At 78.8% G+C, this 17,245-nt stretch carries 16 protein-coding genes and 1 pseudogene; 10 read left to right on the top strand and 7 right to left on the bottom strand.

Annotation, left to right across the window (positions count from 1 at the left end; translation table 11 throughout):
- A partial coding sequence (locus Q0789_RS06465) for an HNH endonuclease signature motif containing protein (RefSeq protein ID WP_298803303.1) occupies positions 1–1,885 on the bottom strand: 1,885 nt, incomplete at its 3' end.
- Positions 1,886–2,255: 370 nt separating this feature from the next.
- On the opposite strand from Q0789_RS06465, the gene Q0789_RS06460 reads away from it, so the two are divergent.
- Positions 2,256–2,906: a thymidine kinase gene (locus tag Q0789_RS06460; RefSeq protein ID WP_171204093.1), complete on the top strand. Its 651-nt coding sequence runs from the start codon at positions 2,256–2,258 to the stop codon at positions 2,904–2,906.
- 30 nt (positions 2,907–2,936) lie between these two features.
- On the opposite strand, the gene sepH is transcribed toward Q0789_RS06460, so the two are convergent.
- Positions 2,937–4,379 (bottom strand): septation protein SepH, encoded by a 1,443-nt coding sequence (gene sepH / locus Q0789_RS06455; protein WP_298803298.1) that lies wholly within the window; start codon positions 4,377–4,379, stop codon positions 2,937–2,939.
- Positions 4,380–4,601: 222 nt separating this feature from the next.
- Between sepH and Q0789_RS06450 the strand changes: the two genes are divergently transcribed.
- Both Q0789_RS06450 and Q0789_RS06445 read left to right on the top strand, forming a co-directional pair.
- Positions 4,602–5,810, top strand: coding sequence for a ferrochelatase (locus Q0789_RS06450; protein WP_298803296.1), 1,209 nt, complete (start codon positions 4,602–4,604; stop codon positions 5,808–5,810).
- Positions 5,811–5,854: 44 nt separating this feature from the next.
- Entirely contained in the window at positions 5,855–6,697 is an 843-nt protein-coding gene (locus Q0789_RS06445) for an inositol monophosphatase family protein (protein ID WP_363325952.1), read from the top strand.
- A gap of 63 nt (positions 6,698–6,760) precedes the next feature.
- On the opposite strand, the gene Q0789_RS06440 is transcribed toward Q0789_RS06445, so the two are convergent.
- Positions 6,761–6,976, bottom strand: coding sequence for a hypothetical protein (locus tag Q0789_RS06440; protein ID WP_298803290.1), 216 nt, complete (start codon positions 6,974–6,976; stop codon positions 6,761–6,763).
- A gap of 494 nt (positions 6,977–7,470) precedes the next feature.
- On the opposite strand from Q0789_RS06440, the gene Q0789_RS06435 reads away from it, so the two are divergent.
- The gene (locus Q0789_RS06435; protein ID WP_298803317.1) at positions 7,471–7,773 is read left to right on the top strand and encodes a DUF4193 domain-containing protein; all 303 of its coding nucleotides are present in this window, start codon (positions 7,471–7,473) and stop codon (positions 7,771–7,773) included.
- Positions 7,774–7,927: 154 nt separating this feature from the next.
- On the opposite strand, the gene Q0789_RS06430 is transcribed toward Q0789_RS06435, so the two are convergent.
- Positions 7,928–8,485, bottom strand: coding sequence for a DUF3093 domain-containing protein (locus tag Q0789_RS06430; protein ID WP_298803288.1), 558 nt, complete (start codon positions 8,483–8,485; stop codon positions 7,928–7,930).
- 114 nt (positions 8,486–8,599) lie between these two features.
- Here Q0789_RS06430 and dut point away from each other — a divergent pair.
- The 4 genes and pseudogenes from dut to Q0789_RS06410 all read left to right on the top strand — a co-directional run.
- Positions 8,600–9,115, top strand: a pseudogene (gene dut / locus Q0789_RS06425) (dUTP diphosphatase); the annotation flags it as partial.
- A gap of 239 nt (positions 9,116–9,354) precedes the next feature.
- Positions 9,355–10,233 (top strand): DUF3710 domain-containing protein, encoded by an 879-nt coding sequence (locus Q0789_RS06420; protein WP_298803284.1) that lies wholly within the window; start codon positions 9,355–9,357, stop codon positions 10,231–10,233.
- Between the two features lie 178 nt (positions 10,234–10,411).
- Entirely contained in the window at positions 10,412–10,906 is a 495-nt protein-coding gene (locus Q0789_RS06415; protein WP_298803282.1) for an OB-fold nucleic acid binding domain-containing protein, read from the top strand.
- Complete coding sequence (locus tag Q0789_RS06410; RefSeq protein WP_298803280.1) at positions 10,903–11,676, top strand: DUF3159 domain-containing protein; 774 nt, start codon at positions 10,903–10,905, stop codon at positions 11,674–11,676. The genes Q0789_RS06415 and Q0789_RS06410 overlap by 4 nt, the downstream gene beginning before the upstream one ends.
- Before the next feature lie 4 nt (positions 11,677–11,680).
- On the opposite strand, the gene Q0789_RS06405 is transcribed toward Q0789_RS06410, so the two are convergent.
- Both Q0789_RS06405 and Q0789_RS06400 read right to left on the bottom strand, forming a co-directional pair.
- On the bottom strand, positions 11,681–12,385 hold the full coding sequence (locus Q0789_RS06405; protein ID WP_171203402.1) for a TrkA family potassium uptake protein: 705 nt from the start codon (positions 12,383–12,385) through the stop codon (positions 11,681–11,683).
- Between the two features lie 77 nt (positions 12,386–12,462).
- Positions 12,463–13,125, bottom strand: coding sequence for a TrkA family potassium uptake protein (locus tag Q0789_RS06400; RefSeq protein ID WP_171203403.1), 663 nt, complete (start codon positions 13,123–13,125; stop codon positions 12,463–12,465).
- Positions 13,126–13,225: 100 nt separating this feature from the next.
- Between Q0789_RS06400 and Q0789_RS06395 the strand changes: the two genes are divergently transcribed.
- Together Q0789_RS06395 and Q0789_RS06390 are read left to right on the top strand one after the other, a co-directional pair.
- Positions 13,226–15,316 (top strand): APC family permease, encoded by a 2,091-nt coding sequence (locus tag Q0789_RS06395; RefSeq protein WP_298803277.1) that lies wholly within the window; start codon positions 13,226–13,228, stop codon positions 15,314–15,316.
- Positions 15,313–16,743, top strand: coding sequence for a class I SAM-dependent RNA methyltransferase (locus tag Q0789_RS06390; protein WP_298803275.1), 1,431 nt, complete (start codon positions 15,313–15,315; stop codon positions 16,741–16,743). The genes Q0789_RS06395 and Q0789_RS06390 overlap by 4 nt, the downstream gene beginning before the upstream one ends.
- A gap of 61 nt (positions 16,744–16,804) precedes the next feature.
- Here Q0789_RS06390 and Q0789_RS06385 read toward each other — a convergent pair whose 3' ends face one another.
- Positions 16,805–17,026, bottom strand: a complete 222-nt coding sequence (locus Q0789_RS06385; protein WP_298803273.1) for a hypothetical protein — start codon at positions 17,024–17,026, stop codon at positions 16,805–16,807.
- Between the last annotated feature and the right edge of the window lie 219 nt (positions 17,027–17,245).

Below are 17,245 nucleotides of genomic sequence, written 5' to 3'. Positions count from 1 at the left end.
TCGCGTCGGTGCCTTCGTGTCCTGGTGTGTCGTCCGTGGCGGCGGGGACCGGGTCGACGGGGACCGGGTCGACGGGGGCGGGCTGGTCGAGGGCGTGCTGGTCGGTCCTCGGCTGGGTGGGTGCGGGGGGTCGGGGGAGCAGGGGTGGGCCGGGGACGGTGGTGGTCTGTCCCAGGGGTGAGGTCCAGGTGACGGTGGTGTCGGTGGGGTCGTGGGTGGTGGGGGTGTCGGTCCATCCGTGGTGGTGCTTGGCGAGGTGGTGGGTGCGGCAGCGGGGGCTGAGGTTGCAGGGGCAGGTGGGGCCGCCGGTGGCGTGGGGGGTGGCGTGGTCGAGGTCGCAGCGGGTGGCGGGGATGCGGCAGCCGGGGTAGGTGCAGGTGGGGGTGCGGGTGCGCACGTAGCGGTCGGTGGGGGCTGAGGGTCGGTAGGGGCCGCCGCCGACGGCGGCGACGGGGCAGGCGCTGCGGGGTCGCCGGGGCAGGGCCGGCGCGCGTGGCGCGGTGCCGGGCGGCGCTGAGGGCGCACCACCGCTGCCGGGGACGCCGGGGCCTTCGGTGTCGTCACCGCCGCCGGGGCCTCCGGGGTCGCCGGTGTCGTCACCGCTGCCGGGATCGCTGGGGCCACGGGAGCCGCCGCCGCTGCCGTCGTCGCAGCTGGGGCGGTCATCGCCGGGCCAGCCGTCCCTGCCGCCGGGGTCGTCGCTCCCGCCGGGGTGGCCGTGGCGGGGTGGGTCGGTGGTCAGGAGGTGGCCGTCGAGGGCGATGAGCTGGCCGGTGAGGGGGTGGGTGAGGGCGCGGCGGAAGGGGGCGCCGGTGGCCAGGAGCTCGCGGACGTGCTCGACGGGCACCGGGCCGGTGGCGGGGGTGTGGGCGGGTTCGTCGTCGAGGCCGAGGAGGCTGGTGAGGGCGACGACGACCTGGACGCCGCGGCCGGGCCGGGGCGGAGGGCTCGTGATGGCGGTTCCCTCGCCCTCGGAGGCGTCGAGACTCCCGTCGGTGCTGGTGCTGGTGCTGGTGCTGGTGCTGGTGCTGGTGCTGGTGCTGGTGCTGGTGAGGGCGAGGTCGACGAGGGCGTCGAAGCGGCGGGCGTCGAGGCCGCGGCGGTCGGGCATGCCGGTGGCGTGGGGGGTGTCGCGGGCGGTGGTGAGCAGGTGGGGGTCGGCGAGGCCGGCGGTGGTGGCGGCGTGGGGGTCGGTGCGTCCGTGGGGGCCGGTGCGGGTGGTCGCGGTGGTGGTGAGGTGGTCGTGGACGGCGGCGAGGTCGAGGGCGGGGCCGGTGGCGGTCAGCTGGGCGAGCCCGTCGGGCAGGGGGTGCAGGCGCACGGACCGGTCGCGGGTGCCGGTGCGGGCGCGTTCGCGGGTCGCGGTGGGTGCCAGTCGGGCGAGCAGGTAGCGGAGGCGGGCGGCGAGCTGGCCGGTGGTCAGGGGGCCGAGGGCGGGGGCGAGCTGGGCGTCCAGCTGCCTGGCGTGCTCGGGGGGCAGGGGGGTGAGGGCGTCGGTGACGAGGCGGGCGCGGGGCGGGTCGATGCGCCCGTCGGCCAGGGCGGTCATGGTGGTGGGCGCGAGGGTGTTCAGGACCTGAGCCTGCTCGACCAGGCGGGTCGCGGCGGTGCGGGTCAGGCGCAGGGCCAGGGCGATCTCGGCGGCGGCGGCCGCGGCGGGGTCGCCCACCGGGTCCACGCCCACGACGCCCGCTCCGCCCGCTCCGCCAGAGCCGGCGGGTCCGCCGGGGCGGGCCATCTCGTCCACGAGGTCGGCGATGCGGCGCAGGGTGCGGGCGTGGGCGCGGGAACGCTCGGTCTCCTCGGCGCGGATCTCCTCGAGGAGGGCCCGGGCGCGGTGGCGGGCCAGGGGCAGGTCACCGGTCGGCACGCCCACCGCGACCACCCCCTCAACCGTCACCCGAACACGTGTTCGAAGTCTACGTGGGGTGGAGTGGCAGGGCGAGTGCTCGGCCACCGCTCGTCCGGGTGGTCCTCGCCCCCCTCCCGGGGCGGGTGGTCGTCCCCGGCGACGCGACGGCCCCGGACGGGCGGCGCAGCGCCGACCCGCCGCCCCACCGGGTGTCGCGCGGGGAGGGCGCCGCAGCGAGCGCCTCGGGGCGGCAGCGCTGATCGGGCGGCCGCGAGCCGCCGAGTCGAGGCCTCGCTCGGACCAGCGGGACGACGTCGGCCACGGACACGCAGACGCGCGTCGGCCGGTGGGCGAGGACGTCGGCGTCGTCGCGCCGCGACCGCCTCGGGCAGGATGGACGCCCGTGGCCGAGCTCGTCTTCTTCTCCGGGACCATGGACTGCGGCAAGTCGACGCTGGCGCTGCAGATGGACCACAACCACGCCGCCCGGGGCCGTGGTGGCCTCGTCTTCACCCGCGACGACCGCGCCGGTGAGGCCGTGGTCTCGAGCCGCCTCGGACTGCGCCGCCGCGCCGTCGAGGTCGCCGACGGGACCGACCTGTGGGCGGAGGTGGGCCGTCGCCGGACGGCGGGGGAGCGCGTCGACTACCTCGTGTGCGACGAGGCGCAGTTCTACTCCGCGGCGCAGGTCGAGCAGCTGGCGCGCGTCGTCGACGAGCTGGACGTGGACGTCTTCGCCTTCGGCATCACCACCGACTTCCGCACGCGTCTGTTCCCCGGCTCGCAGCGGCTGCTCGAGCTGGCCGACCGGGTGCAGGTGCTCCAGGTCGAGGCGCTGTGCTGGTGCGGCGCCCGCGCCACCCACAACGCCCGCACCGTCGGGGGCGCGATGGTCGTCGAGGGCGAGCAGGTCGTCGTCGGGGACGTCGGCGCCGACGCGCAGGGCGGCGACGTCGGCTACGAGGTGCTGTGCCGGCGCCACCACCGGCAGGGCCGCACGGCCGCGGCCGCCCGCGCCGCCGCCCTGTCCCCGGACGTGCTGCCCTTCGGCTGAGCCGGGCGCACGGCCCCGGAACGGGGGCTGTCAGTCCTTGCGCTGCCCGAAGACGATGTCGTCCCAGCTCGGCACGCTCGGGCGCGCGCCGCGCCTGGACGGGCGCGGCCGGGGCCTCTCGGCCTCGTCCGCGGGTGCGCCGCCCTCCTCGTCGGCGCCCGCGGCAGGGGGGCGCGGCGGCTCGGGGAGCAGCTCCTCCTGGCCGGGGACGCCCTCGTCCTCCGCGGGGCGGGCGCCGCCACGGCGCCGACGACGGCGGGGGGCCGGGGAGGCGTCGTCGTCGGCGTCCGCCGGCGCGGCGTCCGCGGCAGCCGTCGCGGGCTCCGCGTCCACCGCCTCCGGCAGGGGCTCGAGCGCCAGGACGCCGTCGTCGACCGCCTCCTCGGGGCGCGAGGCCGGCGGGTGGGCCGCCGGCGGCTCGCCCGCCGCGTCCCACGGGTCCTCGCCGGCGCCCTCGGACCCGCCCCCGGCCTCCTCGTCGGCCTCCTGGTCGGCCCGGGGCCCGGTGAGCGCCTCGAGCTCGGCCCAGGTCAGGGCCTCCAGCTCCTCGTCGTCGGGGTCGGCGAGCGGCTGGCGGCGGCCGCGGCGGCCGCGCAGGTGCTCGAGCAGGTCGAGGGTGCGGCCCGCCCGCTCGCGCCGGTCCGCCTCGGCGCGCGCGGCGTCGTCCTCGCCCTCCGCCTCGTCGCCGGTCTGGGCGCCGGTCTGGGCGCCGCTCGTCGCGGGGCCCTCGGCGCCCGTCCGCTCGTCGCGCCCGGTGCCGGCGGGGGAGGGGCGCCCTCGCCGGCTGGCGAGGTCGACGGGCGCGTCGTCGCGGGCGGCGGGGCGGGCGGTGCCGCCCCCGTCGACGTCGTAGACCTGCTCGCGCACGGCGGCGAGACGGGGGGCCGAGGCCGGGGGCGCCTCGTCGACGTCGACCGAGGACAGCCAGCGGGCCTCGTCGTCGAGGGCCTCGAGGTGGGCGCGCTGGAGGTCGAGCGACCAGGTGGCGCGGCGCTCCCGCCCGCCCGCGCGGAAGGCCGCGCGCACGAGCCACGCGCCGTCCTCGCGGCGCCACGCGTCCCAGGCGGCGCCGCCCTCGGCCCCGCGCTCGAGGAGGCGGTCGGCCACGAGGGTCTCGAGCGCCGGGCTGCGGCCGGAGCCGTCGCGCCAGCGCACGGGCAGCGCCCGCGCCCGCTCGGCGACGTGCGCCCGCTCGGCCAGGACGGGGCCCTCGTAGCGGCGCACCCGCTCCTCGGCGACGCCCGTGGCGGCGGCGATCTCGGCGGCGTCCTCCCCGGCGCGCAGCCGGGCCTGGATCTCGCGCGGCGTGAGCGCCGCGGGCTGGCCGGCGGGCGCCGCGGGGGCCGCCGGCCCCCGCCGGGCGGCGAGGCGCAGCGCGTCGTCCGCGCGGAGGCGGAACCGGGTGCCGCCGGGGGCGGCGAGGACGAGGTGCTCCCCGTCGTCGTCCACCCCGACGAGCGTCAGGTCCTGCATCGTCGTCCGCCCCTCCGCCGGTCGGCGCTCCTCGCCGACGTCGCCGGGCAGCCTGCCACCCCGGCGCCCGCGCGTGGGCGAGGCCCAGCGGCGGGTCGACCGGCGGGTCTTGCCGCCGGCCGGGCGGCGGGGCGGCGGCGCGCCGTCCCGGGCCCCGAGGCGCGAGCCGGGCGGACGACGGCCCGCGCGCGGAGGTCGGGCCCCACCGGGCACGATGGGCCCGTGCCGTCTGCCGAGAGCCTCCCCACCGGTCCCGCCGCGCCGTCCTCCTCGCTCGCCCCCTACGACGGGGTGCTGCTGCTGTCCTTCGGCGGTCCCGAGCAGCACGAGGACGTCATGCCGTTCCTGCGCAACGTCACGGCCGGGCGCGGCATCCCCGACGAGCGCCTCGAGGCCGTCGCCGAGCACTACCACCACTTCGGCGGGCGCAGCCCCATCAACGACCAGAACCGCGAGCTCCTCGCGGCGCTGCGGGCGGAGCTCGCCGCCCGCCGGCTCGACGTCCCCGTGGCGTGGGGCAACCGCAACTGGGCGCCCTTCGTGACCGACGCGCTGCGCGAGCTCCACGAGGGCGGCGCGCGCCGGGTCCTCGTCGTCGCCACCAGCGCCTACGCGTCGTACTCGGGCTGCCGCCAGTACCGCGAGGACCTCGCGGGCGCGCTCGTGGACCTCGCGGCCGAGGGGCGCGACCTGCAGGTCGACAAGATCCGGCACTACTTCGACGCCCCCGGCTTCGTCGCGGCCAACGCCGACGCCATCACCGCCGCCTGGCAGCGGCTCCCCGAGGGCGCGCGCGACGGCGCCGAGCTCGTCTTCGTGACGCACTCGATCCCCACGGCCATGGCGGACACCGCCGGGCCGGAGGGGGGCGCGTACGTGCGCCAGCACGAGGACGTGGCCGCCGTGGTGGCCGACGTCGTCCGGTCGCGCGCCGGCGGCGCGGCGCTGCCGTCGACCCTCGTCTACTGCTCGCGCAGCGGCCCGCCGAGCCAGCCGTGGACCGAGCCCGACGTCAACGACCACCTCGAGGAGCTCGCCGCCCGCGGCGTCCCGGGCGTCGTCGTCGCGCCCATCGGCTTCGTCAGCGACCACATGGAGGTCGTCTACGACCTCGACACCGAGGCGCGGGAGACGGCGGACCGCCTGGGCCTGCCGATGGAGCGCGCGGCCACCGCGGGCGTCGACCCCGCCTTCGTCGCGGGCCTCGTCGACCTCGTCGTCGAGCGCGCCGCGGTCGAGCGGGCCGCCGCCGGCGAGCAGGAGGCGCCGCCGCGGCCCTCGAGCGGCTCGGTGGGCCCCTCCCACGACGTCTGCCCGGTCGGGTGCTGCCCCAACCTGCGCGACCGCGGGCGGCCCGCCGCGTGCGGCCGGGACTGGCCGGGGGCCCGGGCCCTGCTCGAGGCCGGCGCGGCGCCGGGCGCCGGCGCGTGAGCGCCCCCGACGCCGTCCTCCCCGGCGCCGAGGAGCTCGCCCGGATCGTCGGCCTCGCGGAGCGCGCGGCGCGGGCGGCGGGCGAGCTGGTGCACCGCGGCCGCCCCGAGCGCCTCGAGGTCATGGCCACGAAGTCCAGCGCCACCGACGTGGTGACGGCGATGGACACGGCCAGCGAGGAGCTCCTGGTCCGCCTGCTGCGGGACGAGCGCCCGGACGACGGCGTGCTGGGCGAGGAGGGCGGCGCGACGGGCGGCACGAGCGGGATCACGTGGGTCGTCGACCCCATCGACGGCACCGTCAACTACCTCTACGGGCTGCCCGGGTACGCCGTCAGCGTCGCGGCCGTGGTCGGGGCCGGGGCCCCGGACGAGCGCCCCGACCCCCGCACGTGGACGGCGGTCGCGGGGTGCGTGCACGACCCCGTGAGCGGCCGCACGTGGACGGCGACCCGCGGCGGCGGGGCGCGGCTCGACGGCGCCCCGCTGGCCGGGCCCGCCGACGTGCCGCTGGGGGAGGCGCTGGTGGGCACCGGCTTCGGCTACACCCCCCAGCGGCGGGCGGCGCAGGCCCGCGTGCTGTCCGGGGTGCTGCCGCACGTGCGCGACGTGCGGCGCAGCGGCGTCGCCTCGCTGGACCTCTGCTCGGTCGGGTCCGGCTGGCTGGACGCCTACTACGAACGGGGCCTGCAGCCCTGGGACCACGCGGCGGGCGCCCTGGTGGCCCAGGAGGCGGGCGCCGTCGTCCGCGGCCTGGCGCCGGACGAGCCCGCCTCCGAGCGCTTCTGCCTGGCCGCCGCCCCGGCCCTGGCCGCCCGGCTCGGGGACCTCGTGGGAGGGCTGGACCCGCTGCGCGAGGAGGAGGCCCCGGCCGCGCCGGGGGCCTGAGGCGGCGCGGCGTCCCCGCCGCCGCGGGGGGCGCCGCCGCCCGGCGCGGCGCCGGGGCGGGCGTCAGGAGCCGGTCGTGCTCTCGGCGCCGTCGGCCTCGGCGCTCCCCGGGCCGCCCTCGGGCAGCGCGACGTCGTTCTCCTGGGCGAGGCGGGCGAGCGACTCCAGCTCGCCCGTGTGCACGCCGACGAGGTACTCGTCGCCCTCGGCGCGCGCGCTGTCGAGCGCGCTGCGCGCCTCTCGCACGCGCTCGTTGACGTTGGTCGCGAACTCGCTCATCACACCTCCGGAGGGGCGGCGCGGGGCACCCGCGCTGGGTCGGGGGCTGGCGCCCCGCAGCGCGGCGGCCGCCGGCTGCTGGCCCGAGGGTAGACGCCGCGGGGGACGGCCCGCGCCCGTCGTCCCCCGCTCCGGAGGCGTCGGAGGGCGTGGCGCCAGATCGACAGGCGGCCGCCACCGGTGCGACACCCGCCCGTCACCAGGGGGTCACCCGCGGGCGTCGCGCGCCGTGGCGCGGCGTCCGAGCGTCGTGACCCGGAGTACCGGACGGCCACCCGTGGTGCACAATGCGCCGTCGCGCGGGTGGCCGGCGGCGGGCATCTTCGACGACCTCCGGGCGTTGGGGACCTCGACGGGCGGCGACGCGCGCGACCACGGCGCGGCCGTGCGCCGAGCAGCGGCGCGGACCCGCCACGACGGCCGACGGGCAGCGGGGGCGCCCGCTCCCGCCGCGCCAGCACCGACGACCACCGACCTGGAGCGTGACGCACGACATGGCCACCGACTACGACGCACCGCGCAAGACCGACGACGAGCTCAACGAGGACTCCATCGAGGAGCTGAAGGCCCGTCGTGCCGACCAGAGCTCCGGCAAGGTCGACGAGGACGAGACCGAGGCGGCCGAGGGCTTCGAGCTGCCCGGCGCGGACCTGTCCAACGAGGAGCTCTCGGTGCGGGTCCTCCCGCGCCAGGCGGACGAGTTCACGTGCTCGTCCTGCTTCCTCGTGCACCACCGCAGCCAGCTCTCGGGCGAGTCCACGCCCAGCCGGCTGGTCTGCACCGAGTGCGCGGCCTGAGGCCGCTCACCCCACGCAGGTCGGCCACGACGGGGGCCGGCGCCCGCACCGCGGGTGCCGGCCCCCGTCGTCGTGCGTGGACCCGTCGTCGTGCGTGGACCCGTCGTCGTGCGTGGACCCCTCGTCCGGGGTCCTGTCGTCCAGGGCCCGAGCCTCAGCCCCGGGGCGGTCGGCCGGTGCCCGGCTGCAGGGCCCGGGCGAGGTCGGCCGGGCGGTGGGTGGACACCAGCCAGTAGGGCGTCGGGTCCTCCGGGTCGAGGACCTCGACGCGGACGACGCCGTCGGCCCACCCGCGCATGACGAGGTGCGCCCGAGCGTCGAGCACCGGGCCGCGCTGGCGGCGCGCGTCCTCGCCGTCGTACCCGGTGGCCGCGCCGAGCTCGGAGCGGGGGATGCGGGCGCCGCCGGCGTATAGCTCGCCGTCCGTCACGACGACGACCGGGCTGTTGCGGACGAGCCCCAGGACGACGACGGCCGCCACGGCGACGACGACCACGACGACCACGCCGACGCCCAGGGGCGCCGCGGCGAGGCCGGACAGGGAGGCCAGGGCCGGGGCCGCCACCCACGTGCCGAGCGAGGGCCACACGCGCTCGCGGAACAGCACGCCACCGCCGAGGTCCTCGCGGGCCCCGTCCTGCGGGGCGCCCGCGGCGCGGTCGTCGTGCGCGCCCGCCGCGTCCGGAGCGCCTGCGTCGTCTCGGGGGGCCACGCGGGAAGCCTGGCACGAGCCGCCGCCGCGGCGCCGCCGCCCCCGACCGCGGCCGACCCGCGGACCGGCCGCGCGCGGGTGGGCGCCCGCGACCCGGGACTAGGCTCGACGCCCGTGGAGGTCACCCCGCCGAGCGCCGCCGGCGACGCGCCGTGGGGCGCCGCCGAGGTCGTGCCCGTGGCGCTGCGCCGGCTCGACCCGGAGCTGCCGCTGCCGACGTACGCGCACCCCGGCGACGCGGGCGCCGACCTCGTCGCCCGCCACGACGCCCACCTGCCGCCCGGCGGGGGCCGGGCCACCGTGGCCACGGGCGTGGCGCTGGCGCTGCCGCAGGGCTGCGCCGCCTTCGTCCACCCGCGCTCGGGGCTCGCCGCCCGCCACGGCGTGACGACCCTCAACGGCCCCGGCACCGTCGACGCCGGGTACCGCGGCGAGGTGCTCGTGACCCTCGTCAACACCGACCCCGCCGAGGCCTTCGACGTGCGCCGGGGCGACCGGATCGCCCAGCTCGTCGTGCAGCGCGTGGCGCGGGCCGAGCTCCGCGTCGTCGACGAGCTGCCCCCCTCGGGGCGGGGCGCCGGCGGGCACGGCTCCACGGGCGGCTGGGGGAGCGGTGGGGGGACCGGCCCGGAGGGGGGCGCAGCGGCCGACGGTGCCCGCGGGGGCGCGTCTGCCACGCTGGGGGGCCGGGACGGGGGGACCGGTGCCGCCGCGGGCGCGGCGGACCCGCCGACCGCCGGCGTGGCCCGCCCGGCCGCGCAGGGCACCACGAGGACGACCACCAGGACGAGCGGGCCCGGCGCCAGCAGCGGAGCCGACCCGACCGAGACGACCGCCGGGGGCCCGCGCGCCGCCGGGGAGGAGCAGCCGTGAAGTGGCGCCGCAGGAACGAGCCCGTCGAGGCCGAGCAGGCGGAGGACGTCGCCGTCCCCGAGGAGGAGGACCCCCAGGCGGTCGCCGACCGCGCCGCCCGGGTCGCCGCCGAGGCCGAGGCCGAGCGCGTGCGCACCGCGGCGCTGGCGCGCGAGGCGCGGCGCCGGACCCAGGGCCCCTTCGACCTCACCGAGATCAGCGAGGAGGACGCGGCCCGCCCGCGCGTGGACCTCGGGGCGCTGCGCCTGCCCGCCGTCCAGGGCATGGAGCTGCGGCTCGAGCTCGAGGAGAAGACCCAGCGCGTCATCGGGGCCGTCGTCGTCCTCGGGCCCTCCACGCTGCAGCTGCAGGCCTTCGCGGCCCCGCGCACGGACGGGATCTGGGAGGAGGTCCGCGCCGAGATACGCGCCCAGGTGAGCCGCCAGGGCGGCGCCGGCGAGGACGCCGAGGGCGTCTTCGGGCCCGAGGTGCTCGCGCGCGTCCCCGTGCGCACCGACGACGGCCGCACCGGGCACCGCGCCGTCCGCTTCGCCGGCGTCGACGGCCCCCGCTGGTTCGTCCGCGCCGTCTTCGGCGGCCGGGCCGCGGTGGAGCGCGAGGCCGCCGCCCCGCTGGAGGCGATGCTGCGCGCGGTCGTCGTCGACCGCGGCGACGAGGCCATGGCCCCCCGCGACATGCTGCCGCTGCGGCTGCCGCCCCAGGACCAGGCTCGCCCCGCCACCGGCCAGCCCGGTGAGGCCCAGCCCGGCCAGGTCGAGCAGCAGCAGGCCCCGGGCGGCGGCACCGGGAGCCCGGCGTCCCCCGACGGCGGCGACGACGGGCTCGGCCCCCTGGACCCCTTCCACCGCGGCCCGGAGACCACCGAGACGCGCTGACCCGGGCCGGCCGCGACGGGGCCCGCCCGAGGTCCGCGCTCGTCCGGGTGGTCCTCCCGCACCGGCGCGGGACCGCTCGGCGGAGCGCCTACGCTGGACGCGCGCCGCTGCGGCTCCCGCACCGGCGGACACCGCCGACGGGGCGCGCAGGGCGCGCCCCGACGAGGAGGACGAGGTCGTGGCACGCACCCGCGGGCTCCTGGGCCGCACGACGGACCCCACGACAGACCCGACGACGGGCCCCGCGACGGGCCGGGGCGAGGGCGGCGCCCCCGCCGTCGTCGCCCCCCGGTCGGGGCTGGGCGGTCTGCGCGAGGCGGTCAGCCGCTTCAGCAGCCGCGAGGAGATGCACTGCGCCGCCGAGCAGGCCGAGTCGGCGCGCGAGGGCGGACGCCCGTGCGCCTCCCTCGGCGACCGGCACCGCGTCCTCGTCGCGGGCGCGCTGCGCAGCGTCACGCTGCGGCCCCGCGCCGGTACCCCGGCCCTGGAGGCCGAGGTCTTCGACGGCTCCGGCTCGCTCTCGGTGGTCTGGCTCGGGCGCCGCGAGATCGCGGGCGTCGAGGCCGGACGGCGCATCAAGGTCGAGGGTCTGGTGAGCGTCGTCGACGGTCACGCCGTGATGTACAACCCGCGGTACGAGCTCCTTCCGTCGGCCCCCGCGCCGCGCTCGTGAGCCGGGGCGCCGAGGAGGGGAGCGCGCCCGGGGCGGACCCGGCGCCCGCGGCCGGCCGCTCGGGCCTCGCCGCCGCCCTCGGCCCCGACTTCTCGGTGTCCCAGGCGCTCGGCGGCCCGCGGGGCGTCGTCGAGGTCGCGCTCCCCAGCGTCGTCTTCGTCGTCGTCATCAGCGTCGTCCAGGACCTGCGGACGGCGATCTGGGCGGCGCTCGGCACCTCCGCGCTCTTCGTGCTCGTGCGCCTCGTGGGGCGCAGCTCCCCGGGGCAGGCCGTCTCGGGGCTGCTCGGGGTCGCCGTGTGCGCGCTCATCGCCTCGCGGACGGGGGAGGCGCGCGACTTCTTCGTGTGGGGCCTGCTCGTCAACGTCGTTTACGCGGCCGTGTACGCCCTGTCGACCGTGCGGACGCCGGCCTTCTCCCTCCGGCTCGGCCGCGGCCGCCGGGTCCGGGTGCCGCGCGGGCCGTGGCCGGTGCTCGGCCTCGCCCTGGGCCTGCTCACCGACGAGCGCCTGGCCTGGAAGGACGACCCCCGCCGGCTGCGCGTCTACGTGCAGGTGACGTGGATCTGGGTCGCGCTCTTCGTCCTGCGCCTGCTCGTCCAGGGGCCCCTCTACCTGGCCGACGAGGTCGCCGCCCTGGGCACGGCCCGCGTCGTCATGGGCTTCCCGCTCTTCGGCGTGGCGGCCTACCTCACGTGGCTCCTCGTGCGCCGGGTGCCGCTGGCGACCCGCCCCGCCGAGGCGCCCGCCCGCGGTCCCGCGGAGGGCTGAGGGGCTAGACGACCTCGGCGCCCGCCGCCCGCGGCGAGGCGTCCCGCTGCCAGCGGCCGGGGGAGAGCAGGTCGCGCAGCTCCTGCTCGTCCTCGTCGCCCGCGAGCAGGAGCAGCTCGTCGCGCGCCTCGAGGGCGTCGTCGTCGGTCGGCGCGAGGGGGCGGCCCTCGCGCACGACGCCGACGAGCACGGTGTCCGGCGGCCAGTCGGTGCTGCCGACGGCGGTCCCGGCCAGCGGGGACCCGTCGGGGATGGTGTAGCTGAGCATCCGGGCGCCGCCGCGGAAGGAGAAGACCTCGACGACGTCGCCGACGGCGACGGCCTCCTCGACGAGCGCCGTCATGAGGCGCGGGGTCGACACCATGACGTCGACGCCCCAGGCCTCGTCGAACATCCACTCGTTCTTGGGGTTGTTGACCCGGGCGACCGTGCGCGGCACCCCGAACTCCGTCTTGGCGAGCAGGCTGACGACGAGGTTGGCCTTGTCGTCGCCCGTGGCGGCGACGACGACGTCGGTGGCCTCCAGGCCGGCGCCGGACAGCGACGTGATCTCGCAGGCGTCGGCGAGGAGCCACCGCGCCCCCGGGACGGAGGCGCGGCCGACGTTCTCGGGGTTGCGGTCGACCAGCAGCACGTCGTGGCCGCCCGCCAGGAGCTCGCGGGCGATGGAGCGGCCGACGCTGCCGGCGCCGGCGATGAGCACGCGCACGGCGCCTCCTCAGGGGTCCGCCCCCGGGGGCTGCCCCGGGAGCCGGTCGGATCGGTGGTGGTGCGGGACGCCGGGCGTCAGTCGGGCTCGGGGCCCGCGTCGAGCACCTTCTCGACCTCGGTCACGGCCGCGTCGGGCACGAGCAGGTGCAGCACGTCGCCCTCCTGGTGGACGGTGTCGGGGCGGGGGAGGCGCGCGCTGCCGAGCCGCGTGAGGAAGGCCACCCGCGTCGACGTCGCCCGCTCGAGCTCGGTGAGCCGGGTGCCGACCCAGGACGCCGGCACGGAGACCTCCGCGAGGTGCACCGACCCGCTCGCGTCCGTGTAGTCCGGCACGACCCCGCGCGGCAGCAGGCGCCGCACCAGCTGGTCGGCCGTCCACTTGACGGTGGCGACGGTGGGGATCCCGAGGCGCTCGTAGACCTCGGCGCGGGCGGAGTCGTAGATCCGGGCGGCGACGTTCTGCACGCCGAAGACCTCCCGCGCCACCCGGGCGGCGAGGATGTTCGAGTTGTCGCCGCTGCTCACGGCGGCGAAGGCGTACGCCTCCTGGACGCCCGCCTCGAGCAGGACGTCGCGGTCGAAGCCGACGCCCGTCACGGTGCGCCCCTCGAAGCCCGCGCCGAGGCGCCGGAAGGCCAGCTCGTCCTTGTCGACGACGGCCACCGAGTGGCCGTGGCGCTCGAGGGCCACGGCCAGGGTCGAGCCGACGCGACCGCAGCCCATGACGACGAAGTGCACCCGCCGGACGCTACTCCGTCCGGCGCCGGCGCCCCCGCCGCCACCCGGGCCGTGCCGCGGCGGCGCGGGCCGGGGTCCGGCGGCTCCTACCATCGGCGCCGTGCAGAGCATCGCGGACGGCGCCAAGCGCCTCGTCCTGGGCCGTCCGTTCCGCAGCGACCGCCTCAGCCACACGCTGCTGCCCAAGCGGGTCGCGCTGCCGGTCTTCGCCTCGGACGCCCTGTCCTCCGTGGCCTACGCGCCGGACGAGATCTTCCTGACCCTCGCCATCGCGGGCATCAGCTCCTACGTGCTGTCGCCGTGGATCGGCGTGGCGGTCGTCGTCGTCATGGTCGTCGTCATCGCCTCCTACCGGCAGAACGTGCACGCCTACCCCTCGGGCGGCGGCGACTACGAGGTGGCGACGACGAACCTCGGCCGGGGCGCCGGCCTCGTCGTCGCGAGCGCGCTGCTCGTCGACTACGTCCTCACCGTCGCCGTCTCCATCTCCTCGGGCGCCCAGTACGCGGCGTCCGCGCTGCCCTTCCTCGCGGGCCACGAGACGAGCCTCGCCGTCGTCCTCGTCCTGCTCCTCATGGGGATCAACCTGCGCGGCGTGCGCGAGTCGGGCCGGGCCTTCGCCGTCCCGACCTACGTCTTCGTCGTCTCCGTCCTCGGCATGTGCGCGTGGGGCTTCGTCCGCGCCGCCTCGGGCGACCTCCCCGTGGTCGACAGCGCGGAGCTGGAGCTCGTGGCGGAGCCCGGGTACGAGGAGGGCCTCACCGGCGTCGTCGGCGCCTTCCTCGTCCTGCGCGCCTTCTCCTCCGGGTGCGCGGCCCTGACGGGCGTCGAGGCGATCAGCAACGGCGTGCCCGCGTTCCGCAAGCCCAAGAGCCGCAACGCCGCGACGACGCTGGCGCTGCTCGGCGCGCTCGCCGTCACCATGCTGCTCAGCGTCATCGCGCTCGCGAACCTCACCGGGCTGCGCTTCGCCGAGCTGCCGGCGACCCAGCTCCTGCGCGACGGGGTGCCCGTCGGCGAGGACTACCAGCAGGACCCGGTGATCGGGCAGCTCGCCCGCGCCGTCTTCGACTCCGCGCCGTTCGCCTTCTTCGTCGTGACGGCGGCCACGGGCCTCATCCTCGTCCTCGCCGCGAACACGGCCTTCAACGGCTTCCCGGTGCTCGGGTCGATCCTCGCCCGGGACGGCCTGCTGCCCCGCCAGCTCCACACGCGCGGGGACCGGCTCGCGTTCAGCAACGGGATCATCCTGCTGGCGGGGGCGGCGATCGTCCTCGTCGTCGCCTTCGACGCCCAGGTCACCCGGCTCATCCAGCTCTACATCGTCGGGGTGTTCGTCTCCTTCACCCTGAGCCAGCTCGGCATGGTCAAGCACTGGAACCGGCACCTGCGCACCGAGACGGACCCGGCGGCGCGCGGCCGCATGCTGCGCTCGCGCGCCATCAACACCGTGGGCCTCGGCCTCACCGGCGTCGTGCTCGTCATCGTCCTCGCGACCAAGTTCACCCGCGGCGCCTGGATCGCGATCCTCGCCATGGCGGTGCTCTTCGTCCTCATGCGCGGGGTGCGCACGCACTACGCGCGGGTCGCCGCCGAGCTCGAGCTGGCCGAGGGCTCCGACGTCCCCCGCGTCCTCCCGAGCCGGGTGCACGCCATCGTCCTCGTCTCCAAGCTGCACCTGCCCACGCTGCGGGCCCTCGCCTACGCCCGGGCGTCCCGGCCGTCGGTGCTCGAGGCGGTCACCGTCGTCGTCGACCCGGCGGAGACCCGGTCCCTGCAGCGGGCGTGGGACAGCCGCGGCCTGCCGGTGCGGCTCAAGGCGCTCGAGTCCCCCTACCGCGAGATCACGCGGCCTGTCGTCGACTACGTGCGGGCGCTCAAGCGGGAGAGCCCCCGCGACCTCGTCGTCGTGTACGTGCCCGAGTACGTCGTCGGCCACTGGTGGGAGCAGCTGCTGCACAACCAGAGCGCGCTGCGGCTCAAGTCGCGCCTGCACTTCATCCGCGGCGTCGTCGTCGCGAGCGTGCCGTGGCAGCTGGCCTCCAGCGAGGGCGCCGACGTCGACGACCGCGCCCCGGCGCCCGGGGACGTGCGTCGCGGCGCCGTCACGCGGTCGCCCGAGGGCCCCGCCGCCCCGGACCCCGCCCACCGGGACCCCGGGGCGGGCTCGCGGCCGGGGGCGCCGCGGTGAGCGGGGGCGAGGAGGGCCTGCTCGAGCTGGAGGTCGGGGACGTCGCCCACGGCGGCCACTGCGTGGCCCGGCACGAGGGCCGCGTCGTCTTCGTGCGGCACGCCCTGCCGGGGGAGCGGGTGCGCGCCCGGCTCACCGAGGCCGGGGACGGCGCGGCGTACTGGCGGGCCGACGCCGTCGAGGTGCTGCGGGCCTCCGCCGACCGCGTGGAGCCCGCCTGCCCCGTCGCCGGCCCCGGCGGCTGCGGGGGCTGCGACTGGCAGCACGCCGCCCCGGCGGCCCAGCGCCGCCTCAAGACCGCGGTGCTGCGCGAGCAGCTGCAGCGCCTCGCCGGCCTCGAGGTGGACGTCGAGGTCGAGGAGGTGCCGGTCCCGGCCGGCACCGGCACCTCGCCGGAGGACGCGGCCCGCGGGCTGGGCTGGCGCACGCGGGTCACGTACGCGGCGGACGGCGCCGGGCGGCTCGGCTTCCGCGCCCACCGCGAGCACCGCGTGGTCCCCGTCGAGCGCTGCCCCATCGCCACGCCCGGCGTCGTCGAGCTCGGCCTGCCGCAGCGGCGCTGGACCGGCTGGCGGTCCGTCGAGGCCGTGGTGCCCGGCGGCGGCGGCAGCGGCGCGCTCGTCGTCGCGGAGCCCCGCGAGACGACGGGGCGGTCCGCGCCGACCGGCTCCGGGCACCGGTCCGGCGCCGACCGCGGACGGGGCCCGGCGCGCCCGGGTGCGCGCAGCGGGAGCCCGGCCCTGCCGGCGCTGCCCGCCGGGGTCTCGGTCGCGACGGCGCCCCCGCGGGGCCCGCGACGTCCGCCCGGTGCGCCGCAGCGGGTCAGCGGGCGCACGTGGGTGCGCGAGGAGGTCGACGGGCGGGCGTTCCGCGTCACCGGCGCCGGCTTCTGGCAGGTGCACCCCGGGGCCGGGGCCGCGCTGACGGGCGCGGTGCTCCAGGCGCTGGAGCCGCGTCAGGGGGAGAGCGCCCTCGACCTCTACAGCGGCGCCGGCCTGCTCACGGCCGCCCTCGCCGCGGCGGTCGGGCCGGGCGGCGCCGTCACGGCCGTCGAGGGCGACGCCCGCGCCGTGGCCGACGCCCGCCGCAACCTCCACGACGACCCGCAGGTGCGCCTCCTGCACGGCCCGGTGCAGCGGCTCCTCGAGGAGGAGGACGACCCGCGGCCCGTCGACGTCGTCGTCCTGGACCCGCCCCGCACCGGCGCCCGCGCTGGCGTCGTGCGCGCGGTGGTCGCCCGGCGCCCCCGCGCCGTGGCCTACGTGGCCTGCGACCCCGCCGCGCTGGCGCGCGACGTGGCCGTCTTCGCCGAGCAGGGCTACGTCCTGGCCGGCCTGCGGGGGTTCGACCTCTTCCCCAGCACCCACCACCTCGAGGCGGTGGCGCGGCTCGTCCCCGGCCCCGGGCCCCGGGCCGACCTGCGCTGACGCGCCGGCCGCCCCGACCCCGCCGTCGGGGCGGCGTCGCGGGGCGGCCGGCGGAGCCGCGTCAGGAGCCGGAGCGGAGCTCCTCCGGGTCGCCGTCCGGGTCCGAGCCCGGCTCGGTGTCGTCCTGCGCGACGCCGTCCACGGCGTCGCGCACGTGGGCGCGGTGCGGCATCTGCCCCGGGTCGCCGTCGCTGTCCTGCGGGTCGCTGTCCTGCGGCTCACCGCTCCGGGGCTGATCGGTCGTCGGCTCGCGGTCGTCGGCGGTGCTCGCGTCGCTCGTCATGGGTCCTCCTCGCGGGGGCCCGGCCGCGCGCCGCCCCCGTGCGGGGCGGACCGCCGGACCCGCCCTGCGACGCTAGGCGCGCCGTCGCCCGGGCGCGCGCCCACCTCGTCCCCGCCCTCGCCGGCGGCGGCGGCGCGCCTCCCGTGACAGGGGCGTGCCCGCCGCCTAGTATCTTGACGTCAAGATACTTCGGGCCGCGGCGGGGCGCCGGCGGCGCGA

Source organism: uncultured Pseudokineococcus sp. (assembly GCF_947499845.1).
Classification (GTDB): Bacteria; Actinomycetota; Actinomycetes; order Actinomycetales; family Quadrisphaeraceae; genus Pseudokineococcus.
This window is presented reverse-complemented; position numbering and strand designations above follow the sequence as displayed.

Excerpts from the sequence above, each read along its gene's own strand:
- sepH (WP_298803298.1), bottom strand. The coding sequence starts at position 4,379 with ATGCAGGACCTGACGCTCGTCGGGGTGGACGACGACGGGGAGCACCTC.
- Q0789_RS06440 (WP_298803290.1), bottom strand. The coding sequence starts at position 6,976 with ATGAGCGAGTTCGCGACCAACGTCAACGAGCGCGTGCGAGAGGCGCGC.
- Q0789_RS06435 (WP_298803317.1), top strand. The coding sequence starts at position 7,471 with ATGGCCACCGACTACGACGCACCGCGCAAGACCGACGACGAGCTCAAC.
- Q0789_RS06385 (WP_298803273.1), bottom strand. The coding sequence starts at position 17,026 with ATGACGAGCGACGCGAGCACCGCCGACGACCGCGAGCCGACGACCGAT.